Source organism: Dankookia sp. GCM10030260 (assembly GCF_042666655.1).
In the GTDB taxonomy this organism is placed as follows: Bacteria; Pseudomonadota; Alphaproteobacteria; order Acetobacterales; family Acetobacteraceae; genus Paracraurococcus.
In genome coordinates this window covers 737,106-757,070 of record NZ_JBHTDE010000002.1, presented here as the reverse complement: position 1 = coordinate 757,070, position 19,965 = coordinate 737,106, and the positions used below count along the sequence as shown (strand labels likewise).

The 19,965-nt window shown below is 70.0% G+C and carries 14 protein-coding genes; 9 read left to right on the top strand and 5 right to left on the bottom strand.

The features are described 5' to 3' along the window. Positions 1 to 71: 71 nt before the first annotated feature. The 3 genes from ACFQS7_RS10060 to ACFQS7_RS10050 all read right to left on the bottom strand — a co-directional run bounded on the left by ACFQS7_RS10060 (position 72) and on the right by ACFQS7_RS10050 (position 2,694). On the bottom strand, positions 72 to 464 hold the full coding sequence (locus tag ACFQS7_RS10060) for a Zn-ribbon domain-containing OB-fold protein (RefSeq protein WP_380066909.1): 393 nt from the start codon (positions 462 to 464) through the stop codon (positions 72 to 74). 5 nt (positions 465 to 469) lie between these two features. After that, on the bottom strand, positions 470 to 1,636 hold the full coding sequence (locus tag ACFQS7_RS10055; protein ID WP_380066908.1) for a thiolase domain-containing protein: 1,167 nt from the start codon (positions 1,634 to 1,636) through the stop codon (positions 470 to 472). An 80-nt stretch (positions 1,637 to 1,716) separates the two neighbouring features. Further along, the gene (locus ACFQS7_RS10050) at positions 1,717 to 2,694 is read right to left on the bottom strand and encodes a Bug family tripartite tricarboxylate transporter substrate binding protein (protein ID WP_380066907.1); all 978 of its coding nucleotides are present in this window, start codon (positions 2,692 to 2,694) and stop codon (positions 1,717 to 1,719) included. A 297-nt stretch (positions 2,695 to 2,991) separates the two neighbouring features. Between ACFQS7_RS10050 and ACFQS7_RS10045 the strand changes: the two genes are divergently transcribed. The 9 genes from ACFQS7_RS10045 (at position 2,992) to ACFQS7_RS10005 (ending at position 17,287) form a co-directional block, all read left to right on the top strand. Continuing rightward, a complete protein-coding gene (locus ACFQS7_RS10045; protein ID WP_380066906.1) occupies positions 2,992 to 4,224 on the top strand; it encodes a glycosyltransferase in 1,233 nt (410 codons plus the stop codon). 120 nt (positions 4,225 to 4,344) lie between these two features. Beyond that, on the top strand, positions 4,345 to 5,748 hold the full coding sequence (locus ACFQS7_RS10040; RefSeq protein WP_380066905.1) for a class I SAM-dependent methyltransferase: 1,404 nt from the start codon (positions 4,345 to 4,347) through the stop codon (positions 5,746 to 5,748). A 20-nt stretch (positions 5,749 to 5,768) separates the two neighbouring features. Beyond that, a complete protein-coding gene (locus ACFQS7_RS10035; protein WP_380066904.1) occupies positions 5,769 to 9,107 on the top strand; it encodes a glycosyltransferase in 3,339 nt (1,112 codons plus the stop codon). Between the two features lie 8 nt (positions 9,108 to 9,115). Further along, positions 9,116 to 11,230, top strand: a complete 2,115-nt coding sequence (locus ACFQS7_RS10030; RefSeq protein ID WP_380066903.1) for an HAD family hydrolase — start codon at positions 9,116 to 9,118, stop codon at positions 11,228 to 11,230. Next, a complete protein-coding gene (locus ACFQS7_RS10025) occupies positions 11,227 to 12,477 on the top strand; it encodes a glycosyltransferase (RefSeq protein ID WP_380066902.1) in 1,251 nt (416 codons plus the stop codon). Before ACFQS7_RS10030 ends, ACFQS7_RS10025 begins: the two co-directional genes overlap by 4 nt. Beyond that, positions 12,474 to 13,706, top strand: coding sequence for a hypothetical protein (locus ACFQS7_RS10020; protein ID WP_380066901.1), 1,233 nt, complete (start codon positions 12,474 to 12,476; stop codon positions 13,704 to 13,706). The genes ACFQS7_RS10025 and ACFQS7_RS10020 overlap by 4 nt, the downstream gene beginning before the upstream one ends. Before the next feature lie 9 nt (positions 13,707 to 13,715). Further along, positions 13,716 to 14,510 (top strand): ABC transporter permease, encoded by a 795-nt coding sequence (locus ACFQS7_RS10015; RefSeq protein WP_380066900.1) that lies wholly within the window; start codon positions 13,716 to 13,718, stop codon positions 14,508 to 14,510. Beyond that, complete coding sequence (locus ACFQS7_RS10010; protein ID WP_380066899.1) at positions 14,500 to 15,759, top strand: ABC transporter ATP-binding protein; 1,260 nt, start codon at positions 14,500 to 14,502, stop codon at positions 15,757 to 15,759. Before ACFQS7_RS10015 ends, ACFQS7_RS10010 begins: the two co-directional genes overlap by 11 nt. Before the next feature lie 340 nt (positions 15,760 to 16,099). After that, entirely contained in the window at positions 16,100 to 17,287 is a 1,188-nt protein-coding gene (locus ACFQS7_RS10005; RefSeq protein ID WP_380066898.1) for a fatty acid desaturase, read from the top strand. Positions 17,288 to 17,373: 86 nt separating this feature from the next. On the opposite strand, the gene ACFQS7_RS10000 is transcribed toward ACFQS7_RS10005, so the two are convergent. Continuing rightward, on the bottom strand, positions 17,374 to 18,732 hold the full coding sequence (locus ACFQS7_RS10000; protein WP_380066897.1) for a sensor histidine kinase: 1,359 nt from the start codon (positions 18,730 to 18,732) through the stop codon (positions 17,374 to 17,376). Next, positions 18,732 to 19,856 carry an FIST signal transduction protein gene (locus ACFQS7_RS09995; RefSeq protein ID WP_380066896.1) on the bottom strand — a complete coding sequence of 375 codons (1,125 nt, stop codon included), beginning with the start codon at positions 19,854 to 19,856 and terminating at the stop codon, positions 18,732 to 18,734. Before ACFQS7_RS09995 ends, ACFQS7_RS10000 begins: the two co-directional genes overlap by 1 nt. Positions 19,857 to 19,965 lie beyond the last annotated feature (109 nt).

Below are 19,965 nucleotides of genomic sequence, written 5' to 3'. Positions count from 1 at the left end.
GTCGCAGATGCCAAGCCCACGGAAAGGAAGGGGGGTTGGGGAGGAAATACTTTCCCCTCCCCAATCTTCCTTCAAATTGGCTTGAACTGCGGATAGGGCGGCCCGTCATCCTTGGTCGGCCGCCAGGTCACCATCACCTTCTGGCCGATCGCCACCGTGTCGAAGTCGCAGTCGACGATGTTGGTCATCATCGTCGGCCCTTCCTCCAGCGTCACATAGGCCACTGCGTACATCTCCGGCGCCCGCTTCATCACGCTCACGCTGTAGATGGTGCCGCGGCCGGAGCCTTCCCGCCACTCCGTCTTCTCGCTGAAGCAGTGCGGGCAGATCGCGCGCGGATACCAATGCGCCTTGCCGCAGTCGGTGCAGGCGCGGATGAGGAACCTGCCCTCCCGCGCCGCGGCCCAGAAGGGCTCGGTCTCCGGATTGGTCAGCGGCGCGGGGATGGAGCGTTCCTTCGCCATGTCTCTCACTCCCGTTCCATGATCAGCGTCGCGCCGCCATGCCGGCTGCCGAGCAGCCCGCCGGTGCCATGCGCCAGCGCCACGTCGCAATTCTTGACCTGCACCGCCGGGTGGGCTTCCCCGCGCAGCTGCCGCACCGCCTCGATCACCTTGGTGATGCCGCCGCGATTGGCGGGGTGGTTGTTGCACAGCCCGCCGCCATCGGTGTTGAAGGGCAACTTGCCGACGCCCGAGATCAGGTTGCCGTCGGCGACGAAGGCGCCACCCTTGCCCTTCTCGCAGAAGCCGAGGTCTTCGAGCTGCATCAGCACGGTGATGGTGAAGCTGTCGTAGATGCTGGCATACTTGATGTCGGCGGGCTTCACCCCGGCCTCGGTGAATGCCGCCGGCCCGCTGCGCACCGCGGCGGAATAGGTCAGGTCCACCGCCCCGCCCATCTGGCCCTTCATGCTCTCACCCGCGCCGATCACCTTGATCAGCGGGCGCTTGAGGCTGCGTGCGATCTCCGGCGAGGTCACGATCAGCGCGCCGCCACCGTCGGAGACGACGCAGCAATCCATCCGGTGCAGCGGGGTGGCGATCAGCGGGCTCCCCACCACTTGCTCCACCGTCACCACGTCCCGTAGCATGGCATGCGCGTTGTGCTGCGCATGGTGGCTGGCGGCGACCTTGATCCAGGCGAGCTGTTCGCTGGTGGTGCCGAACTCGTACATGTGCCGTGCGGCGCACATGGCATAGGCATTCACCGTGGCGATGCCGGTCGGGAATTCCCACTGCGTGTCCGGCGCATCGGCGCCGCGCACCCGCGGCACCGCGCCGGAATGTCCCTCTGACCGCGGCCGGCCGGCCAGGGTGATCAGCGCGACCGAACACTTGCCAGCGGCGATCGCCTCGGCCGCATGCGCCACATGCGCCAGGTACGAACACCCTCCGACATCGGTGCTGTCCAAGTGGCGTAAGGTCAGGTTCATGTAGTCGGCCATGGCCAGCGGGCCGAGCCCGGGCGCGTCGCCGGCGCAGAAATAGCCATCCACATCCTGCTTGGTCAGCCCGGCATCGCGCAGCGCGCCCAGCGCGCTTTCGGCATGCAGCTGCGCCACGCTCTTGTCTTTGGCCAGCCGCGTCGGGTGCTCGAAGGCCCCGGCGATATAGGCCTTGCCCTTGATGGTCATTCCTCTCCCCTTCTTTCGGATCGCTCCGCCGCGCAGCATCGCACGCGCCCAGCGACGCGACGAGATGCCGCCGCGCCGCCTCACTCGCGCGGCAGGCCGGCCTGCTCGATCAGCCCGCGCCAGAGCGGCACCTCGGCGGCGATGCGCGCCGCCAGCGCCGCCGGCCCGTTGGCACGCAATCCGAACCCGGCCGCCAGCAGCCGGGCACGGATCGCCGGATCGCCCAGCACCGCGGCGGCCTCCTGCGCCAGGCGCTGGACGATCGGCGCCGGGGTGCCGGCTGGCGCCAGGAAACCCTGTAAGGTCTCCGAGACGAAATCAGGCCATCCCAGTTCGAGCATGGTCGGCACATTCGGCAGATCGGGCCAGCGCGCCGCCCCGGTCAGCGCCAGGGCGCGCAGCGTGCCGGCCTTGATCTGCGCATGCGCCGGCGGCAGCGCGGTGACGCCGGCCGCGGTGGTTCCGGACAAAAGCGACTGCACCGCCAGCGCCGCGCTGTTGTGCGGGATCTGCACGAATTGGATGCCGGCGCGGAGCTGCAGCAGCTCGGCCGTCAGGTGCGGCGTGGACCCGGTGCCGGGATTGGCCAGGTTCAGCCCGCCCGGCGTCGTCCTGGCCCGCTCCACCAACTCGGCGATCGAGCCGATGCCGCTGTCCGGCCGCGCCAGGATCACGTTGGGCGAGGCGCCGAGCTCGGAGATTGGCGCGAAATCCTGCACCGGGTCGTAGCCCGGGTTGCGGAACAGGCTGGGGTTCACCACGAAACCTGTCGAGGTGACCAGCAACGTGTTGCCGTCCGGCGCGCTGCGCGCGACATGCGCCACGCCGACATTGCCGCCCCCGCCCGGACGGTTGTCCACCACCACCGGCTGGCCCAACGCGGCGCTTAGCCTCGGGGCCAGCACGCGGGCCATGACATCGGTCGGCCCGCCCGGGGCGAAGGGGACGACCAGGCGGACCGGCCGCGTCGGCCAGGGCGCGGCAGGCTGGGCCCGCGCCGTGGCACCGCCGGCCAGCAGCGCAAGCGCGGCGCGGCGGCCGAGACGATGGAAGGTCATGACGGGCTTCCTCCCTAACCGACGGGATCGCCTTCGTGTGGGCGGCTGGCCGCGAAGGCTGCCGGGCGGCAAAGCGCCCCGTCAAGCAGGCCGTCAGGCAGCAGACGACCAAAAGTTAACCCTTCAGTGACTGTTCCTTGTTAAGCCCAAATCCATTACAATTTTTCGAGAGATTGCTGCGAGCGAGTATTCATCAACCAGCAATGTGAATAATAGGAGTGATCTTCCCGTAAAATCTGGGATAGGTTGAATGATGGCGAAGCCCTTTGGCTCACCGCGTGCGTCGTTGCCAGCGGGATGACCGTGCTCGTGCAGCACGCGGCCGATCTGCATGTCGGCGCGGCGTGGTCATTCCGCCAGCCGGCAGCGCCGTCGGCGGGGCGGCCGCTGCGGATCGTCCATGTCGTCCCCGCAATCGGCCAGGGCGGCGCGGAACGCGTCCTGGCTGAACTTGTCAGGCACACGCCGCACGTGCTGCATCGGATCGTCACCCTCACGGCGGGACCGCCCTTCTTTGATTTCGGCACCGCCGACATCGTCCCGCTCGGCTTGGCGCGTGGCGAGGTTTCGCTGACGGCGCTGCGACGGGCCCGCGAAGCGGCGCGGGACTTCGCACCGGACGTCGTCCATGGCTGGCTTTACCACGGTAACTTGGCCGGCAGCCTCATGGCGCTGCGCGGGGTGCCGCTGCTCTGGTCGGTGCACAACACCAGCCTGCCGCGCGATGGGTCCAAGTGGCTGACACGGCAGATCGCCCGGCTCGGCGGCCCGCTGTCGCGGCTGTCCCTGTCCCGTTTGGCACCCGACCGCATCGTCTATTGCTCCCCCAGTGCCCGCGCCTGGCATGAGCAGCGCCTCGGCTACCGGCCGGGGCCCGGCGGGGTGATCGGCAACGGCGTCGACTTCGCCGCCTTTGCCTTCGATCCAACTGCGCGCGCCAAGCTGCGCGCCGCCTGGGGCCTTGCGGAGACCCAGGTCGCCATCGGCACCATCGGCCGCTTCGACCCGCAAAAGGACCATGCCGGCATCGCCACCGCGCTCGCCCTGCTGGACCGGCGCGATGCCGTCTGGGTGCTGGCCGGCGATGGCTGCCACCCGGCCAATCCCGCGCTGGCTGCGATCCTCGACCGGCACGGGCTGCGTTCGCGCAGCCTGCCGCTCGGCCCGCGCGGCGACATGCCGGCGATCCTGTCGGCGCTCGACCTGCTGGTGATCGGCTCCGCCTTCGGCGAGGCCATGCCGGTGGTGGCGGTGGAGGCGCTGGCCAACGACCTGCCCGTGGTGGCCACCCGCGTCGGCTCGGTCGAGCCGCTGGTCGGCGATCCTGCCCGCCTGGCGATGCCCCGTCACCCGGCGGACCTGGCACGCGCCATCGGCGCCGCCTGGCCCGGGCCACCGGCCGGTCGGCGACTGGGCGCAGTGGTCGGCCGACGGGTCGGGCTGGCGGCGGACTATGCGGTCGGCGCCATGGCCGCGAGCTACCATCAACTCTACCGGGATCTGGCCCCCGCCGCGGCCGGCCAAAGATGAACGTCTTGAACCCCGGGCTCGCCCCACGCGTAACTGCCGCCGGAACGACCGCCCGGCCCTCCTCCGGAGCCACCGCAATGACCGAGCTGCGCTGCCCACGACCGGGACGGAGCCCGTAAAATGGAGCGGCTTTCCTGCTCCGACGCCACGCAATACGTGCCGATCGAGGCGGCGATCCATGTCAGCCGCTATGCCGGCGCGGTGGCGCTTTCCCCGGGCAAGCGCGTTCTGGATATTGCCTGCGGCGAGGGCTACGGCGCCTATCTCATGGCCCAGGCCGGGGCGGCCGAGGTGACCGGCGTCGACGTGAGCGCGGCGGCGATTGCCGCCAGCGCCGCGCAATTCCCGCATCCCAACCTGCGTTTCCTGGCCAGCGACGCCAGCGCGCTGGACGGGTTGCTCGGCGATGCGCAATTCGACCTCATCGTCTCGCTGGAGACGATCGAGCACCTGGGCGATCCGCTCGGCTTCCTGCAGTCACTTCGGCGCCGCTGCGCCTCCAGCGGCACCATCATCCTGTCCTGCCCCAACGACCATTGGTACTACCGGCCGGGGGAGCAGAACCCGTATCACGTCCGCAAATACACCTTTGCCGAGTTCCGGGCTTTGGCCGAGGAGGTGCTGGGTGCCGCCGATGCCTGGTACCTCGGCACCGCGGCCTTCGGCTTCGCGGCGGTCCCGCTCGATGGCGCCCTCCCCGGCCAGACCGGCGCCGACTATGCCGATGCGCGCCGCACTCCGGCCGGCTTCCTGTGCCGTCCCGGAACGGAAGACGGCGTGACGCTGGACCGCGGCAGCTATTTCCTCGGCGCCTGGGGCCCGGGTGCCGCGGCGGCGCAGGGCGCAGCGGTTTTTCCGGTCTCCATGGACCGCTACGCCGACATGGTCCGCACTGGCGACTTGGCTGCCGCCCTGGCGACCGAAACAGCGGCCCGGGCGCGGCTGCAAGCGGCCCTCCAAGTGGCGGATGCCGCCCTGCGCGACCAGCAGCAAGCGGCGGAACGCGGCCTTGCGGAGGCGAACACCGCCGCTGCCGCCGCGCTGCAACGCGCGCAACAGGACCAGCATGTCGCCGAATGCCGACTGGCGGAGGAATCCGCGCGGTCTGAGCAGGCGCTCCGTCTCGGCCGCGTCCAGGTCCACGCGCTGCGCAAGGAGAACGCCATCCTCTTCGAGTCGATCGCCCGGCTGCAGGCCGCGGCCGGCGCGGCGGAGGCGGAGCGGACCCGGGGCGAGCAGCTGGCCACCGAACTGGCTGAGCTCCGGGTGGTGCTGGAACGTCAGGCCGAAGCCCTCGCGGCTGCCGCCGCATCCGCAGCGCAGCCGGATCCAGAGACCGAGCGGCTGCGCGCCGCGCAGGCCAGCCTACTGGAGGAGCGCGACTTCCTCCTCGCCGAACGCGAACGCATCTTCGCCCGCATGCGGCCGGTCTGGCGCCTGGCACAGATGATCCCGCCGCCGATCCGCCGCGGCATGCGCCGGGTCGGCGGGCCGATGCTGCGCCGCCTCGCGTCGCAAGCCTGAGCCAGCGGAGCGCCAGGGCAATGTACCAGACCGGCTTCCACACCGACGCCCGCCATGATTGGTTCGACGGCGACGTGCCGCGCACCGGCCAAGCCAATATCGGCGCCGATGGCGGCAACCTCACCCTTGTTTTCCTGTCGATGAACCGGGCGGCGCTGTCCATCCGGCTGCTGCGCTCGTTGACCGAGCAGGTGCCCCATTTCGCCGGCCAGGTGCTGATCGGCGACAACGGCTCGGACGCGGCGGAACTGGCGGAGCTCGAGGCCTTCTGCCGCGATTCGTTGCGCTGCGGCTGGCGCATCCTCCGCTTCGGGGTGAATTGCGGCGTCGCCGGCGGCCGCAATCGCGCCTTCCGCGAGGTCAAGACCGACTGGATCCTCTCGCTCGACAACGACATCTTCCTGATCGCGGACCCCTTCGCGGCGCTGCAGCGGGACCTGTCGTCGCTGGGCTGCCATTTCCTCAGCGTGCCGCTGCTCAATCCCGACCTGGCGACCTTCTATGCCTTCGGCGGGCAGTTGCAGACGCTGATCCAGGATGGCCAGCCGCGACTGACCATCAGCACCGTGCTGCCGCCGGGCGCACCGGTCGAGGCGGCGCAGCAGATCCGGCCCGAGGGCGACGGCTTCCTGTGTTCCTTCCTGTTCGGCGGCGCCAGCCTGCTGCGGCGCGACAGCTTCCAGGCGCTGGGCGGCTTCGACGACGGCATGTTCATCGGTTTCGAGGACATCGACTTCTCGCTGCGGCTCTGGCGCGGCGGGATGAAGGTCGGCTCCGCGGCGCTCGCCTGCTTCGTGCACGACCATCCGGCAGCCGAAGCGGAGTCCGACCGCAGCTACGAACGCGCCCGTTTCTCCCGCCAGAAGCTGCACGAAGCGGCGCGGCACCTGGAGGCCAAGCACGGCTTCCGGGTCTGGGGCGAGGAGGTGGAGAATTGGCTGATCGCGCGCGAGCGGCAACAGCAGATCCTTGGCGCAGCGGCGGCCGGCCCGATCGCCGCCGCCGAGCCCACGCCGCGCAAGCCGCACATCGCGCTGGTGACCGATACCGGGAATTGGGCCTTCGCCAACATCGCGCGGCAGATCATCCATCACCTCGGCGACAAGTACGACTTCGACCTGATCCCGATGACCGAGCTGGGCGCGATCGAGGAGGCGCGCTGGATGGAACGCGGCCGCAGCGGCACCCACGTGCCCGGCGGCGGCTCGGGGATCAACCAGCTGCTGCTGGTCGCACCCGACTACGACCTGGTGCATGTCTTCTGGCGCGAATACCTGACGCTGATCGGCTCGCCCGCCCTGGCCGAGTATGCTGCCCGTCTCGGCCTGACTGACTCCGAGTTCGAGCGCGACCATGTGCGGCGCGCCTGCATCACCACCAGCGTCTACGACCACCTGCATTCGACGCCCGAGGCGATCGCCGAGCGCCGCCCGGTCTTCAACACCTGGACTGCCGGCTATACCGTCTCCTCCGGGCGGCTCGACCGGCTGTACCGCGGTTTCGACGGGCTGCGGCCGCCGGCCGCGGTGATCGAGGACGGCGTCTCGCCGGAGCTGTTCCACCCCATCGGGCTCGGGCGTTTCGCCACGGTGGCGGAGCGCGAGATCGTCGTCGGCTGGGTCGGCAACAGCCGCTGGGCCGCCTCGCTCGGCGACAAGAAGGGCGTGCATTCGATCCTGATCCCGACGATCGAGATGCTGCGCGCCGAGGGCCTGCCGATCCGCCTGGAACTCGCCGACCGGCAGGATGGCTTCATTCCGCATGAGCAAATGGTCGAATACTACGCGAAGATCGACGTCTACGTCTGCACCTCCGAGATCGAGGGCACGCCCAACCCGGTGCTGGAGGCGATGGCCTGCGGCGTGCCCGTGGTCACCACCGATGTCGGCGTGGTGCCGGAGGTCTTCGGGCCGGGGCAGCAGGCCTTCATCCTGGCCGAGCGCAGCGCCGAGGCGCTGGCCGAGGCGCTGCGCCGCCTGCTGCGCCAGCCGGCACTCTTCGCCCGGCTCTCGGCGGAGAACCTGGCGCGCATCGCCGACTGGAGCTGGCGGTCGAAGACCGAGAAGTTCGACCGCTTCTTCACCGCGATGCTGGAGCAGCGCGCCACCGGCCTCGGCGAGCGGCAGACCAAGCTCTGCATGCTGCCCTTCACCACGCCGAGCATGGAGCCCGACGGCAGCATCCGGCTCTGCTCGGCCTCCAGCATCTTCGACTACCGGGCCGAGACCAACATGGGCAACGCGCGTGCGGAGGGGCTGGAGGCGGTCTGGCGCGGCGGGAAGTACCGCCATATCCGCCGGACCCTGCTGTCCGGCGAGGCACTGACGCCCTACTGCCAGGCCTGCGAATACCGCCGCGAGGGACCCGCCTGGCTGTTCCAGCTGCACCTTGCGCTGCACGCCTGGGACGCCGGCCTGCGCAGCCCGGAATTGCACGCGCTGCTGCAGCGCCGCGCGCCGCGCTACGCCGAATACTGCGCCGAGGCGCCCGATCTCGGTCTGCAGGTCCTGCCCCTGCCGGCGCTGGACCCGGCGCCCTCGCCGCCGCCGGGGACGCCCCTGGTGGTGCCGGAGGCGCTGATCGATGGCAAGGACCTGCCGATCTATGTCGATCTCAACACGCTGAACCGTTGCAACGTGTCCTGCCTGATGTGCCCCCCTGCGATCAAGCACGACGACCTGGGTGAGCGGCGCGATCCCTACTACCGGCTGACGCTCAAGGAATTCGAGACGGTCACCGGCGGGCTCAACGTCACCTCGGCGCATTTCGTCGGCGCCTATGCCGAGCCGCTGCTGAACAAGGAGATCTTCGCCCTGGTCGGCCAGGCGCATGCCCGGGGCATCTTCACCGCCATCACCACCAATGCCATGCCGCTGTCGCGCGATTTCGCCGAACGGCTGGTCGATGCCGGGCTCGACATGATGTCGATCTCGCTGCACGGCGCGACCGCGGCGACGGCCGAGGCGATCATGCGCCGCAGCCGCTTCGACCGGGTGCTGGAGAATATCCGCCAGTTGCAGGCGGTGAAGGCGGCGCGGGGCACGGCGAAGCCCGAGGTCTACTTCAACTTCGTCTCGCAGCGGCTGAATGTCGGCGAGATCGCCGATTTCATCGACCTCGCGGCCGGGCTGCGGGTCAGCCACGTCAACATCATCCACCTGATCGACGGCGACGACGTGGTGCGGGCCGAGGACAACCTGGTCCTCTACCCCGACCTGCTGGTGCCGCAGTTGCGGGAAGCGCTGCGGCGCGGTACGGCACTGGGCGTGCAGGTGCATGTCAGCCCGGCCTATCGCGGCCTGATGGACGATTATCCCGCGGACCAGGGCCAGCCTGCCCTCATGGCGGCAGAGGTCTAGGACCACCCATGCTGGCCACACCCACAACGGCCCCGCGCCGCCAAATCAGCCTCGGCTGGCGCATCCGCAACCGGCTCCGCCGCGCCGCGGCGCCGCGTCCGCCGACCGCTGCCCCGTTGCCCTTCGCCGCACTGGCCGAGCGCCTTGCCGCCGACCCGGCCGCGGTCGTCGCCTTCGACATCTTCGACACGCTGCTCCGCCGCACCGTCACGCCGGAGCACGTCAAGCGCCTGTCGCTTGATCGGCTGGCGCGACGCCTGGCCCTGCCGGCCGCGGATGCCGCCGCTCTCTATGCGCTGCGCCGGCGCATAGAGGCCGAATTGTGCCGCGCCAATGCCGACCTGCACGGCGAGTTGGAGTTCCAATTCGAGTCGCTGGGGCGCGAGCTGCATGCGGCGTTGCTGGCGGCCGGGACCGCCGGCCTGCCGGCGGATGCGGCCGAATTCGCCGCCGCGCTCCTCGATGCCGAAATGGCGGTGGAACGCGAGGTGCTGCAGCCGGTGCCCGAGGCGGCGGCGGCGCTCGACCGGCTGCGGCGGTTGGGCCGGCACGTCGTCCTGGTCAGCGATTTCTACCTGCCCGAGGCGCAGTTGCGGCAACTCCTTGGCGGCTGTGGCTTGGCCATCGATGCCCTGCCGCTCTTCGTCTCCTGCGACCGGATGGCATCGAAGCGCAGCGGCCGGCTGTTTCCCCTGGTGCTGCAGGCGCTTGGCATCGCCGCCGCGGATCTGCTGATGGTCGGCGACAACCCGCATTCGGACGGGGCGATGGCGCTGGCGGCCGGCTGCCGCAGCCTGCTGGTCGACGCCGCCGCGCAGCACGCCTTCTATGCCGGCGCCGAGGCCGGGGTGACCGTGCCTGCCATCGCACGCGTGGCCTGGGACGCCGCGCTGCCCGGCGGCGGCCTGCTGCTGGCGGCGCCGAGCCTGGTGCTGTTCATCGAACGCCTCCATGCCGCCGCCCGGCGCGACGGACGGCACGACCTTTTCTTCCTTGCGCGTGAGGGCCAGCCGCTGCTGCGCCTCTTCGAGCACTATCAGGACCTGCTCGGCCTGCGCGGGCCGGATCGCATCCGCGGCCACTACCTGCTGGCCTCCCGCCGCGCCTGCTACGTCGCCTCGCTGCAGCCGCTGCCGGAGGAGGACTTCGCGGGACTGTTCCGCCAGTACCGCCGCATCTCGCTTGGCGAGTTCCTCGCCAGCCTGCGCATCCCGGACGATGCCGCCGCGCGGTTTGCCGCCGCGCTCGGCGCGGACCTCGATGCGGTCGAGCCGGACTTCCCGACCAGTGACTGCTTCGCGCGGCTCCGCATCCTGCCCGGGTTCGCCGCCTGCTACGAGGCGCTGCGCAGCACGCAGCGGGACAACCTGCGCAGCTACCTCGATGGCTTCGGGATCGACCTGGCGCGGGAAGGCCTTGCCCTGGTGGATGTCGGCTGGAAGGGCACCATCCAGGACTTCATCGCCGCGACGCTCGGCGCCGCGGTGCCGGTGCAGGGCTACTACCTCGGCCTGCTGGCGGCCGGCCAGCCGCTGGACGGCAAGCGGGGCCTGCTCTTCTCGGATATCGGCGGCCACAGCCCCGGCTTCCGCGTGCTGGCGGAAAACCGCAGCCTCTTCGAGATCCTGCTCTATGCCGACCATGGCAGCGCGCTCGGCTATGACCGCGCGGCGGATGGCCGCGTCGTCCCTGGGCTGGAAGACGCCGCGGCGGAGGCTACCTACCTGCGGACCCAGGTCGCGCCGATGGCCGACCGCGTTCTCGGCGCCGCCGAGGCATTGATGCGGGCGCGGCTGCGCCATGTCGTGGCGGACCGGCTCTGGCAGGCTTTCGTGCTGGATCGTCACGCCGCCCTGGTCTTCCGCCCCTGGGATGCCGCCGCGGCCTGGCTGCTGCAGGCCAAGCACCGCGAGAATTTCGGCGTCTTCCGCCTCTCCGGCTTCACCGGCGACGAGACGCCGAGCCGGCTCGCCAGGCTGCGCAACGCCGCCGCGATGCTGCTGCGGCCACGGCACCACCTGGCGAGCTCGTTCTGGCCAGCGCTGACCATCCACCACCGCGCCGGCCGGCTGCTGGCCGAGGCCTATGCCTGGCGGCAGCGCCGGCGGGCGCGGCAGGCATGAAGCTCTGCGTGCTGATGGGCTCCGCCGATATCAGCGGCGGCAGCTATGTGATCTTCGAGCATTGCCTGCATCTGCTCGACGCCGGCTTCGAGGTGACGGTCGTTACGCTCGACCCGCTGCCGGATCGCCCGGTGCCCTGGCATCGCGCGTTGACCCGGCTGGGCTTCGCCAGCTTCGATGCCGTGGCCGGGGTACGCTTCGACCTGGCGCTCGCCACCTGGTGGAAGACGGTCTACGAGCTGCACCGTATCGATGCCGCACGCTACGCCTATTTCGTGCAGTCGATCGAAAGCTGGTTCTATCCCGACAGCGATGCCGCGGTGCGGAACCTGGTGAACGCCACCTACCTGCTGCCGCTGCCCGGCATCACCGAGGCGCGCTGGATCCGCGACCACCTGCGCCTTCGCTTCGGCCATGACTACCATTTGGTACCGAACGGCTGCAGCAAGATGCTCTACGCCGCGGCCGGGCCCTGCATCGCGCCGCGCACGCCCGGCCGGCTGAGGATCTTGGTGGAGGGGCCGCTCGGCGTCGATTTCAAAAATGTTGCACGTAGCATCGCCCTGGCGCGTCGCGCCGGCGTCGGCGAGGTCTGGCTGCTCACCTCCTCGCCGGTCGCGGCCTATCCAGGTGTCGCCCGGGTCTTCTCACAGGTCCCCGCGGCAGACTGCGCCGCGGTCTACCGGTCCTGCGACGTGCTGCTGAAGCTCAGCCTAGTGGAGGGCATGTTCGGCCCGCCGCTGGAGATGTTCCATTGCGGCGGCACCGCCATCGTCTACGACGTCACCGGCCATGACGAATACATCGTGCATGACGACAACGCGTTGGTGGTCGCTACCGGCGACGAGGCCGGCGTGCTGGCCGCGCTGCACCGCCTGCACAGCGAACCAGGCCTGCTGCCGCGGCTGACGGCGGCGGCCGCGCGGACCGCCGCCGCCTGGCCCGATTGGGACGCGACCAGCCCCGGCTTCGCCACCGCCCTGCACGCGATCGCCGCCGCACCGGCGGCGCTGGACCGCGACCGCCTGCGGCTCTCGACCGAGGAGATGTTCCGCCAGTATGTCCGCGCCGAACAGGCGCTGCAGGCGGCACGGCGGCCAGTACCCTGGGCCGGCCTCGCCCGGCGCGGGCGCGGACTACTGCACGGCCTCGTCCGCCGCTCGCCCGGCCTGGTCCGCCGGCTGCTCGGCTGGCGCGCCATGCTGGTCGAGGCGCGTGCCCTGCCGCGGGCACGAACGCGGATATGACCCTGGACCCCGCGCTGGCGGCGGAGGCGGCCCGGTTGGGCGGCGCCTTCGGTGGCTACCTACGCGACGTCGCCGCCACCGCACGGCAGCGGCGGGCGCCGGTCGTCGTCTTCCTGTCCGGCGAAGGGCGCTGGTTCGCCGCGACCTATGAACGCATCCGTGCGGCGACGCCCGAAGGCCGCGACCTGCCGCCTGCCCGGCACCTGGCGATCAGCCGGCAGGCCAGCTTCCTGGCCAGCCTCGACCGCTTCGATGCGACCGCGCTGGCGCCGATGCTGGCCCAGTACAACGCGGCCAGCCTCGGCGCGGTGCTCGGCAGCCTCGGGCTCGACCTGTCCGCCGCGGCACTGGCGTCGCTCGGGCTCGATGCCGGCCGGCCATGGACCGATCAGGCAGGACGGGCGTTCGGCTGCGCCCCGCTGGTACGGCATATCGAAGCCCGGCGGCAGGCGCAGCGCAGCCTGCTGCTGGCCTATCTGGCACAGCAGGGCTTCCCGACCGTGGGCGAGGCACTGGTGGCCGATATCGGCTGGCGCGGCTCGATCCAGGACAATCTCGGTCGGTTGCTGCCGCAGGCACGCCTGCATGGCTGCTACTTCCTCCTGCTCGCCCCATTCGTCGCGGCCGATCCGCGCTGTACGCGACAGAGCTTCCTGCAGCCGGATGCGGCAACCGCGCGGCGGCTGCGCTTCGGGGCGCCGCTCGAACTCGCCGTCGGCAACGAGACGGGCAGCGTCATCGGCTACGCGGGCGAGGCCGGCGAGGTCCGGCCGGTGGAAGCACCGGCGCCGCGGACCTCAGGGATGCTCGCGACCTTCCGCGCCGCGCTGGCCGAGGCCGCCGCGCGCTCGACCGCCGGCCCGCGTCAGGCCCTGGCTGCCACACTGCGATTCCTCGAACATCCCTCGCGCGACTTCGCCGCGCTCTATTTCGGCTCCAAGCGCGACGAGCGCTTCGGCACCGGGCAGGTGCTGGCAAGCCCCCCGGCACTGACCGCGGGCGACCTGCTGGCAGCGCTGGCCGGCAGCGCGGCGCGCCATAGGCTCGGCCTCGCACTGGCCCGCAGCGGCTGGCCCTGGGCGCTGCTGCAGCGCGACTTGGCGTGGCTGCTGCCAGTGCTGCGGCCTGCCCTGCTGCGACTCGACCTGCGGCTGCCGGGCGCGCCTCGCAGCCTCGCCCCCGTGCCCCAGGGTGGACTGATCCTGCGGCGCGGCGATCAGGCGGGCTGACCGATCCCCATGCACACCACCCTGCTGACGCGCCACGCGCTGACAACCATCCGGCGGATCACCGGGCGCGAGCTGCGCACCCGGGTCGCCGGCACGGTGCTGGGCGTTTTCCACTACGTGCTGACGCCGCTGTTCTTCCTCGGGGTCTATTCGGTGGTCTTCAGCAGCGTCTTCACCACACGCTGGCCCGGCGCTTCGGACGTGTTCGGGCAATTCGCGCTGAACCTCTATGCCGGGCTGATCCCCTTCCACTTCGTCGCCGAGGTGCTGAACCGCTCCAGCGGGCTGGTGCTGGAGAATCCCTCCTACGTGAAGAAGGTTGTCTTCCCGCTGGAGATCCTCGGCCCCGCGGTGATGGGCACCGCGCTGACCTGCGGGCTGATCGGCTATGGTATCTTCCTGGCCGGCTACCTGCTGATGCTCGGCCTCCCGCCGCCCGCCTCGCTCGCCCTGCTGGTGCTCTGGCCGCCGCTGCTGCTCGGCGTCGCCGGCCTTTCCTGGCTGCTCTCGGCCTTCGGCGTTTTCCTGCGCGACCTGGCGCAGGTGGTGACGGCGGTCGTCCCGGCGCTGATGTTCGTCACGCCGATCTTCTATCCGCTGGAGATGGTCCCTGCCTCCATCCGGCCGATCCTCCAGGGCAACCCGATGACCTATTTCATCGAGGCGATGCGCGCCGCGCTGTTCCAGGGCGTCTGGCCCGATCCGCTCGGCCTCGCTGTCGCCTGGGCCATCGGGGCCGGGTTGGCGCTGTTCGGGCTCCACGTCTTCCTGCGGCTCAAGCCGGCCTTCGCCGATGTCGTCTGAGCTGCCGGCCATAGAGCTGCAGGGTGTCGGCAAGGCCTACAGACAGTACCGCCACCCGCACCAGCGGCTGTTGCAGGCCCTGCTGGGCGGCCGGCGGCGCTTCTTCTCGGAAGCCGTGGTGCTGCGCGACGTCACGTTCTCCGCCCGGCGCGGCGAGACGGTGGGCATCGTCGGCCGCAACGGCGCCGGCAAGTCGACCCTGCTGCAGCTCATCGCCGGCACCCTGCAGCCGAGCTTCGGCACGGTCCGCACCCGCGGCCGCATCGCCCCGCTGATCGAGCTTGGCAGCGGCTTCAATCCGGAGCTGACAGGCCGCGAGAACGTCTTCTTCAACGGCATGCTGCTGGGCATGACCGAGCCGGAGATTGCCGCAAAATTCGACGCCATCGCCGGCTTCGCCGATATCGGCGACTACCTCGAGCAGCCGGTGAAGATCTATTCGAGCGGGATGTACGCCCGGCTCGCCTTCGCCGTCGCCATCCATGTCGAGCCGGACATCCTGATCGTGGACGAGATCCTCTCGGTCGGCGATGCCGCCTTCCAGCGCAAGTCGATGCGGCGCTTCTACGACATCCGCGACCAGGGCTGCACCATCCTGATGGTGGCGCACGACGAGTACCTGGTGCGCTCGATCTGCCAAAGGTGCCTGTATCTCAGCCAAGGGCGCATGGTGGCGTTCGGCGCCGCGGCGGAGGTGGTGACGCTATATATGAGCGACCTGCTGCCGCCCGATCCGGTCGAGCCGGCACCAGCCGAGGATACGCCAGCGTCGGCGATGCCGCCGCCCGTCGCAGTGGAGACGGCACCCGAGGCGCCCACCGCGGCGACATGCCGTATCGAATCGGTCGGCCTGCTCGATGACGCCGGCCGGACGATCGAGGTAGTGCCGCATGGCAGCACCATCACGGTGGAATTCCGCTGCCGCTGGCATGGTGAGGACATCCCGCCGCAGGTCAGCTTCGTCTTCAACCTTTATTCCGTCACCGGCACCTATGTCTGCGGCAGTACGACGCTGATGGACGGGCTGGGCGCCCAGGCGGCAGGGCAGACGACGCTGGTCCGGATCACCTTCCCCGACCTGCAGTTGCTGGCCGGCCGCTATCATTGGCGGGTCGCGGTCAACGACGCGGAAGGCCTGCTGGTGCTGGCGGAAGCCAAAGCGGCCTGCCCGTTCCGGGTGACGGATGAGTACCGCTCGGCCGGTGTGGTGCATCTGGAGCGGCGCTGGGACTTCAGCCCACAGGGCTGAGCCAGGCATCCCGGGATAACCGCCGCAATTACAATATCGGATCGGTTGGGATTGCCCTAACCCACGGCAACCGCACGGTTAGGAGACTGGCCTCGTATCGAGATCGATCCATGTCAATGATACATGGCCGGCGATCGTCCTGGCGCAGTTCAGGTCAGGGTCTTGGCCAACTCGCCAATCATCTGCATGCATCGGCCAGGCGATGGGGGAGAGATTTCTAAGGCAAGGTCCCCTTCAGGACTCGGTATGCCGCTGATGGCTGCAACAAACGATTGAGATTTGTTGCTACTCGTTCGTGTGGTGGAGGCTTCTCGCTCCACTGCATGAAGGAGAATGCAAAATGACCATACTAAACGCATACAATCTTGCCGAACCGCCCCTGGTCTCCCTGGGCACCCCGGTCGACCCCCGGACCCGCATGGCGGCACGGCTGCCCAGCTATGTGCAGCCTTTCCTGACCTGGCTGACCGCCAAGCCGGCGCCGGGCGAGGTTGCGCCGGGCCGTTCCGCCACCGCCTTCATCATGGGCGCCCTGGCCTGGACCTTCGGCGGTTGCGCGCTGTCGGCCCTGCCGATGGCGCTGGCGAACCCGCCCTTGCTGGTCTGGCTGCTGCTGCCCATCGGCCTGCTGGCGACCTGCTGCGGCCTCGGCCTGTTCCAGGTGGTGGTGTTCCACCACTGCTCGCACGGCACGGTGCTGAAGACCCGCGCCGCCAACCGCCGAGTCGGCCGCCTGATTTCCGCCCTGCTGCTGTTCAAGCGCTTCGAGGACTACCAGCGCGAGCACATGATGCACCACAGCCCCAACAAGCTGCTGACCGAGGAAGACGAGTTCGCCGACTTCGTCATGGGCATGTGCGGCCTGGAGCCGGGTGTGGCGAAACGCGAGTTGTGGCGCCGGGTGATCATCAACTGCGCCTCCCCGGTCTTCCACCTGCGCTTCCTGCAGCGGCGGATGCGCGCCAGCATGGTCACCGGCGACCGGGCGCATGACTGGATGAGCCGCGGCGCCTGGATCGGTGGCTTCGCCCTGGCCGGGCTCACCGGCACGCTGCCGGCCTTCCTGGTCGCCTGGGTGCTGCCGGTGACCGTGCTGCTGCAGATCGCCACCGTCTTCCGCATCCTGTGCGAGCACCGCTTCCCCGAGCCGCAGATGATCCGCATGCGCGATCGCAACTTCGTCTGCCACGCGACCGCCGGCGTCTTCCCGGGCAGCGCCCCGCCCGACCTCTATGCCACCACGCTGGAAGGCGCGCTGCGCTGGACCGCCTGGTGGGCCGAGATGCTGACGGTGCAGTTGTTCGTCCGGCTCTTCGTCCTGGTCGGCGATGCGCCCTGCCATGACTTCCATCACCGTAAGCCGGCGACCCGCCGCTGGGCCGACTACATCTATGCCCGGCAGCAGGACCTCGATGCCGGCTCGCCCGGTTTCCCGGCTGGCTATTTCGAGAATTGGGGGTTGTTCGCGGCGATCGACCACAATCTCGGCAGCCTGGCGGATACCCCGCGCGAGGCGCTGGGCCGTTGAGGCCCAGCCGTCACGCGCGATGTCCTCCGCATCGGCCCGACCGGCGGCCCCGCGCAGGCGGGGCCGCCGGTCTGGGCGGCCCGGCTTCAGTCGTCGAGGCGTTCGCGGACCCGCTCCGGCGGCAACCGGACCACCGCCGTGGTCCCCTCGCCGGGCAGGCTGTCGATCGACAATTCGCCGCCATGCGCTTCCAGCAGCCGCTTGGCGATGGGCAGTCCGAGGCCGGCGCCGCCGAGGGTGCGGACCGCGTTGTGGTCGAGTTGCTGGAACGGCTCCAGCGCCCGGGGAATGTCCTCCGGTCGCATGCCGACCCCGGTGTCGCGCACCGTCACCGCCGCGCTGCCGTCCTCGGCGCGCTCCGCGGTGACCACGACCAGGCTGCCGGGGAAGGAGAATTTCACCGCGTTGCCCAGCAGGTTGTAGAGCACCTGGCGGAACCGCACCGGGTCGATGCAGAGTTCCAGCGCCGGATCCACCGGCATCACCCGGATCTCCACCTGTCGGCTATGGCTTTCGCCGGAGGCGAGCGCCACCGTGCTGCCCAGCAGTTGGTCCGCCGCCAGCCATTCCAGCGCCAGGGAGGGCAACGCCTGTTCCAGGTAGGAATAGTCGAGGATGCCGTCGGCCAGCTTCAGCAGGTACTGCGCGGCGTCCAGGATCAGGCCGGAATAGCGGCCGCGGTCGGCCGGGGTCGGATCGTAGCGCGACCCGGGCACCATCATCTCCGAATAGCCGACGATGGCGTTCAGCGGCGTGCGCAATTCGTGCGTCAGGGTCGCCAGGAAGCGCGCCCGGGCAGCACTGGCACGCTCCGCCACCGCCTTGGCGGCGCGCAATTCGACCTCGGCCTGCTTGCGCAGCACGATGTCGATATAGACCGAGAGCGCGCCCTCGATGAATTCCTGGTCGCCGAGCTCGAACGGGCGGCTGACATTGCTCTCGGACCGGCTGCCGAGGATCAGCGCCCGCCCGGTCGGCTTGTCGTAGGCCCAAAGCAGGTAGGGCAGGCGCAGGATGCTGGTCAGCTCGTAGGCCAGTGGCTCGATCGGCGTCCGCGCCGTTGTGAAGAAGAACTCGGGCGGGGACGGGATCACAACGGGCTGTTTGGTCGCGTCCGCCCCGGCGCCGATCGCATGGATGACGCGGAAGCATTCGCCGTCGCCGTCCTCGCGCAGCAGGGCGGCGCCGTCGCACAGCGCGTTCTCGATGATGATCTCCAGCATCGGCACGCCGATGTCGTTCGGCGTCCAGTCGCCATCCGCCAGCCGATAGGCCTCGCGGATCAGCTTGGCGACAGTCCGGCTGCGACGCGCCTCACGGAAGGTCTGGCTCTGCTCCTCCTGCAGCCGGAGCAGCCGGGCACCAAGGTCGTTGCATTCCCGTCGATAGTAGGCCAGCTCGCGCTCGAGCTGGCCGATCAGCAGGCCTTGCGCCGTTTCCGACATCAGCTGCGCCTCCGCAGCACGCACAGCACGCCGGTCCAGTCGAGCGGCCGGCTCAGCCCCCCGGCGAAAGGGGCGATCTCCACACCCGAATAGAAGCCGAGCAACGGGACCGAATCGGCCAAGTCGCGCTGCACCAGCGCCGCCTCCTCGACCGGGGCGCCGCTGCGGGCGCTGCCGCGGCCGGCGCAGTCGATGTACAGGCCGAGCAGTGGCCGCGTGCCGTCGATCGCCAGGTTCATCTCGGCGACGCCACGCCTGACCGACTCCAGCATCAGGGAATTGTCGCGGCTCATGATCTGCACCCGCGTGCCGCGGGCGAAATCCTGCTCGAACAGCGTGACCGACCCGGTGTCCGGATTGGCGCGCAGGATCAGCCGGTTGACATAGGCGTTCTCGTCATAGGGCGCGAAGGGGTCACCCTGCTTCTCGCCCAGCGTGGCCGTCAAGGTCAGCTCATGCCCACGCGAGCCGCCGAGCGGCAGGCCCAGCATGCGTTCGATCACCGTCAGCGCCGGCTTGCCGTCCAGCTCGTAGACCTCGGCGCCGTCGATCCGGGTGATCTCCATGAAGGTGCTGACCGGCCGGCAACCGTGCATGATCACCGTCTCGGCCTGCACGATGGGCGGGAACACCAGGGCGATGGCGGCATGCTTGACCACACCGTCGCCATCGAAGACCCAGCCGCCGGCCAGGTTCATGTCGGTGAGCAGGCCACCGCCGAGCAGGCAGACCGGGCGCGGGCCGAAGCCGGCATGGAAGCCGTCGACGATCGAACTCGCCGGGTGCAGCCGCAGCGGCGTGGCGGCGGCGACGCTGTCGAAGAACAGCATGACCACGTTGCCATCCTGCGCGGACTCGGCCACCCGCGCGCCCAATTCGGCACCCGCGGCGTGTTCGTCCGGCAGCAGATGGCGCGTCACCACCGCCTGCGGCGTCACCTCGGGATCCAGGAAGGCGATCAGCCCCAATTCGAACCCGCTGTAGCCGAAGCCGCCACGGCCGATCGCGCCGGCGGCCGAACCGCCGAAGACCGGCACGTCGCCGAAGGCTCGGCGCAATTCGGCACGCACCGCCTGCGGGTCATGCTTGCCGCCGCAGAACGCCAGCAGCAGCCGCGGGCGCACGGTCCCCAGGGCGGAGACGCAGGTCCTGACTGCGGTCGCCGGCTCGGAGTGCTTCGAATAGCCGACGCTGATCAAACGGTATCCCTCCGGGGACGGGCCTGGGGTGGTG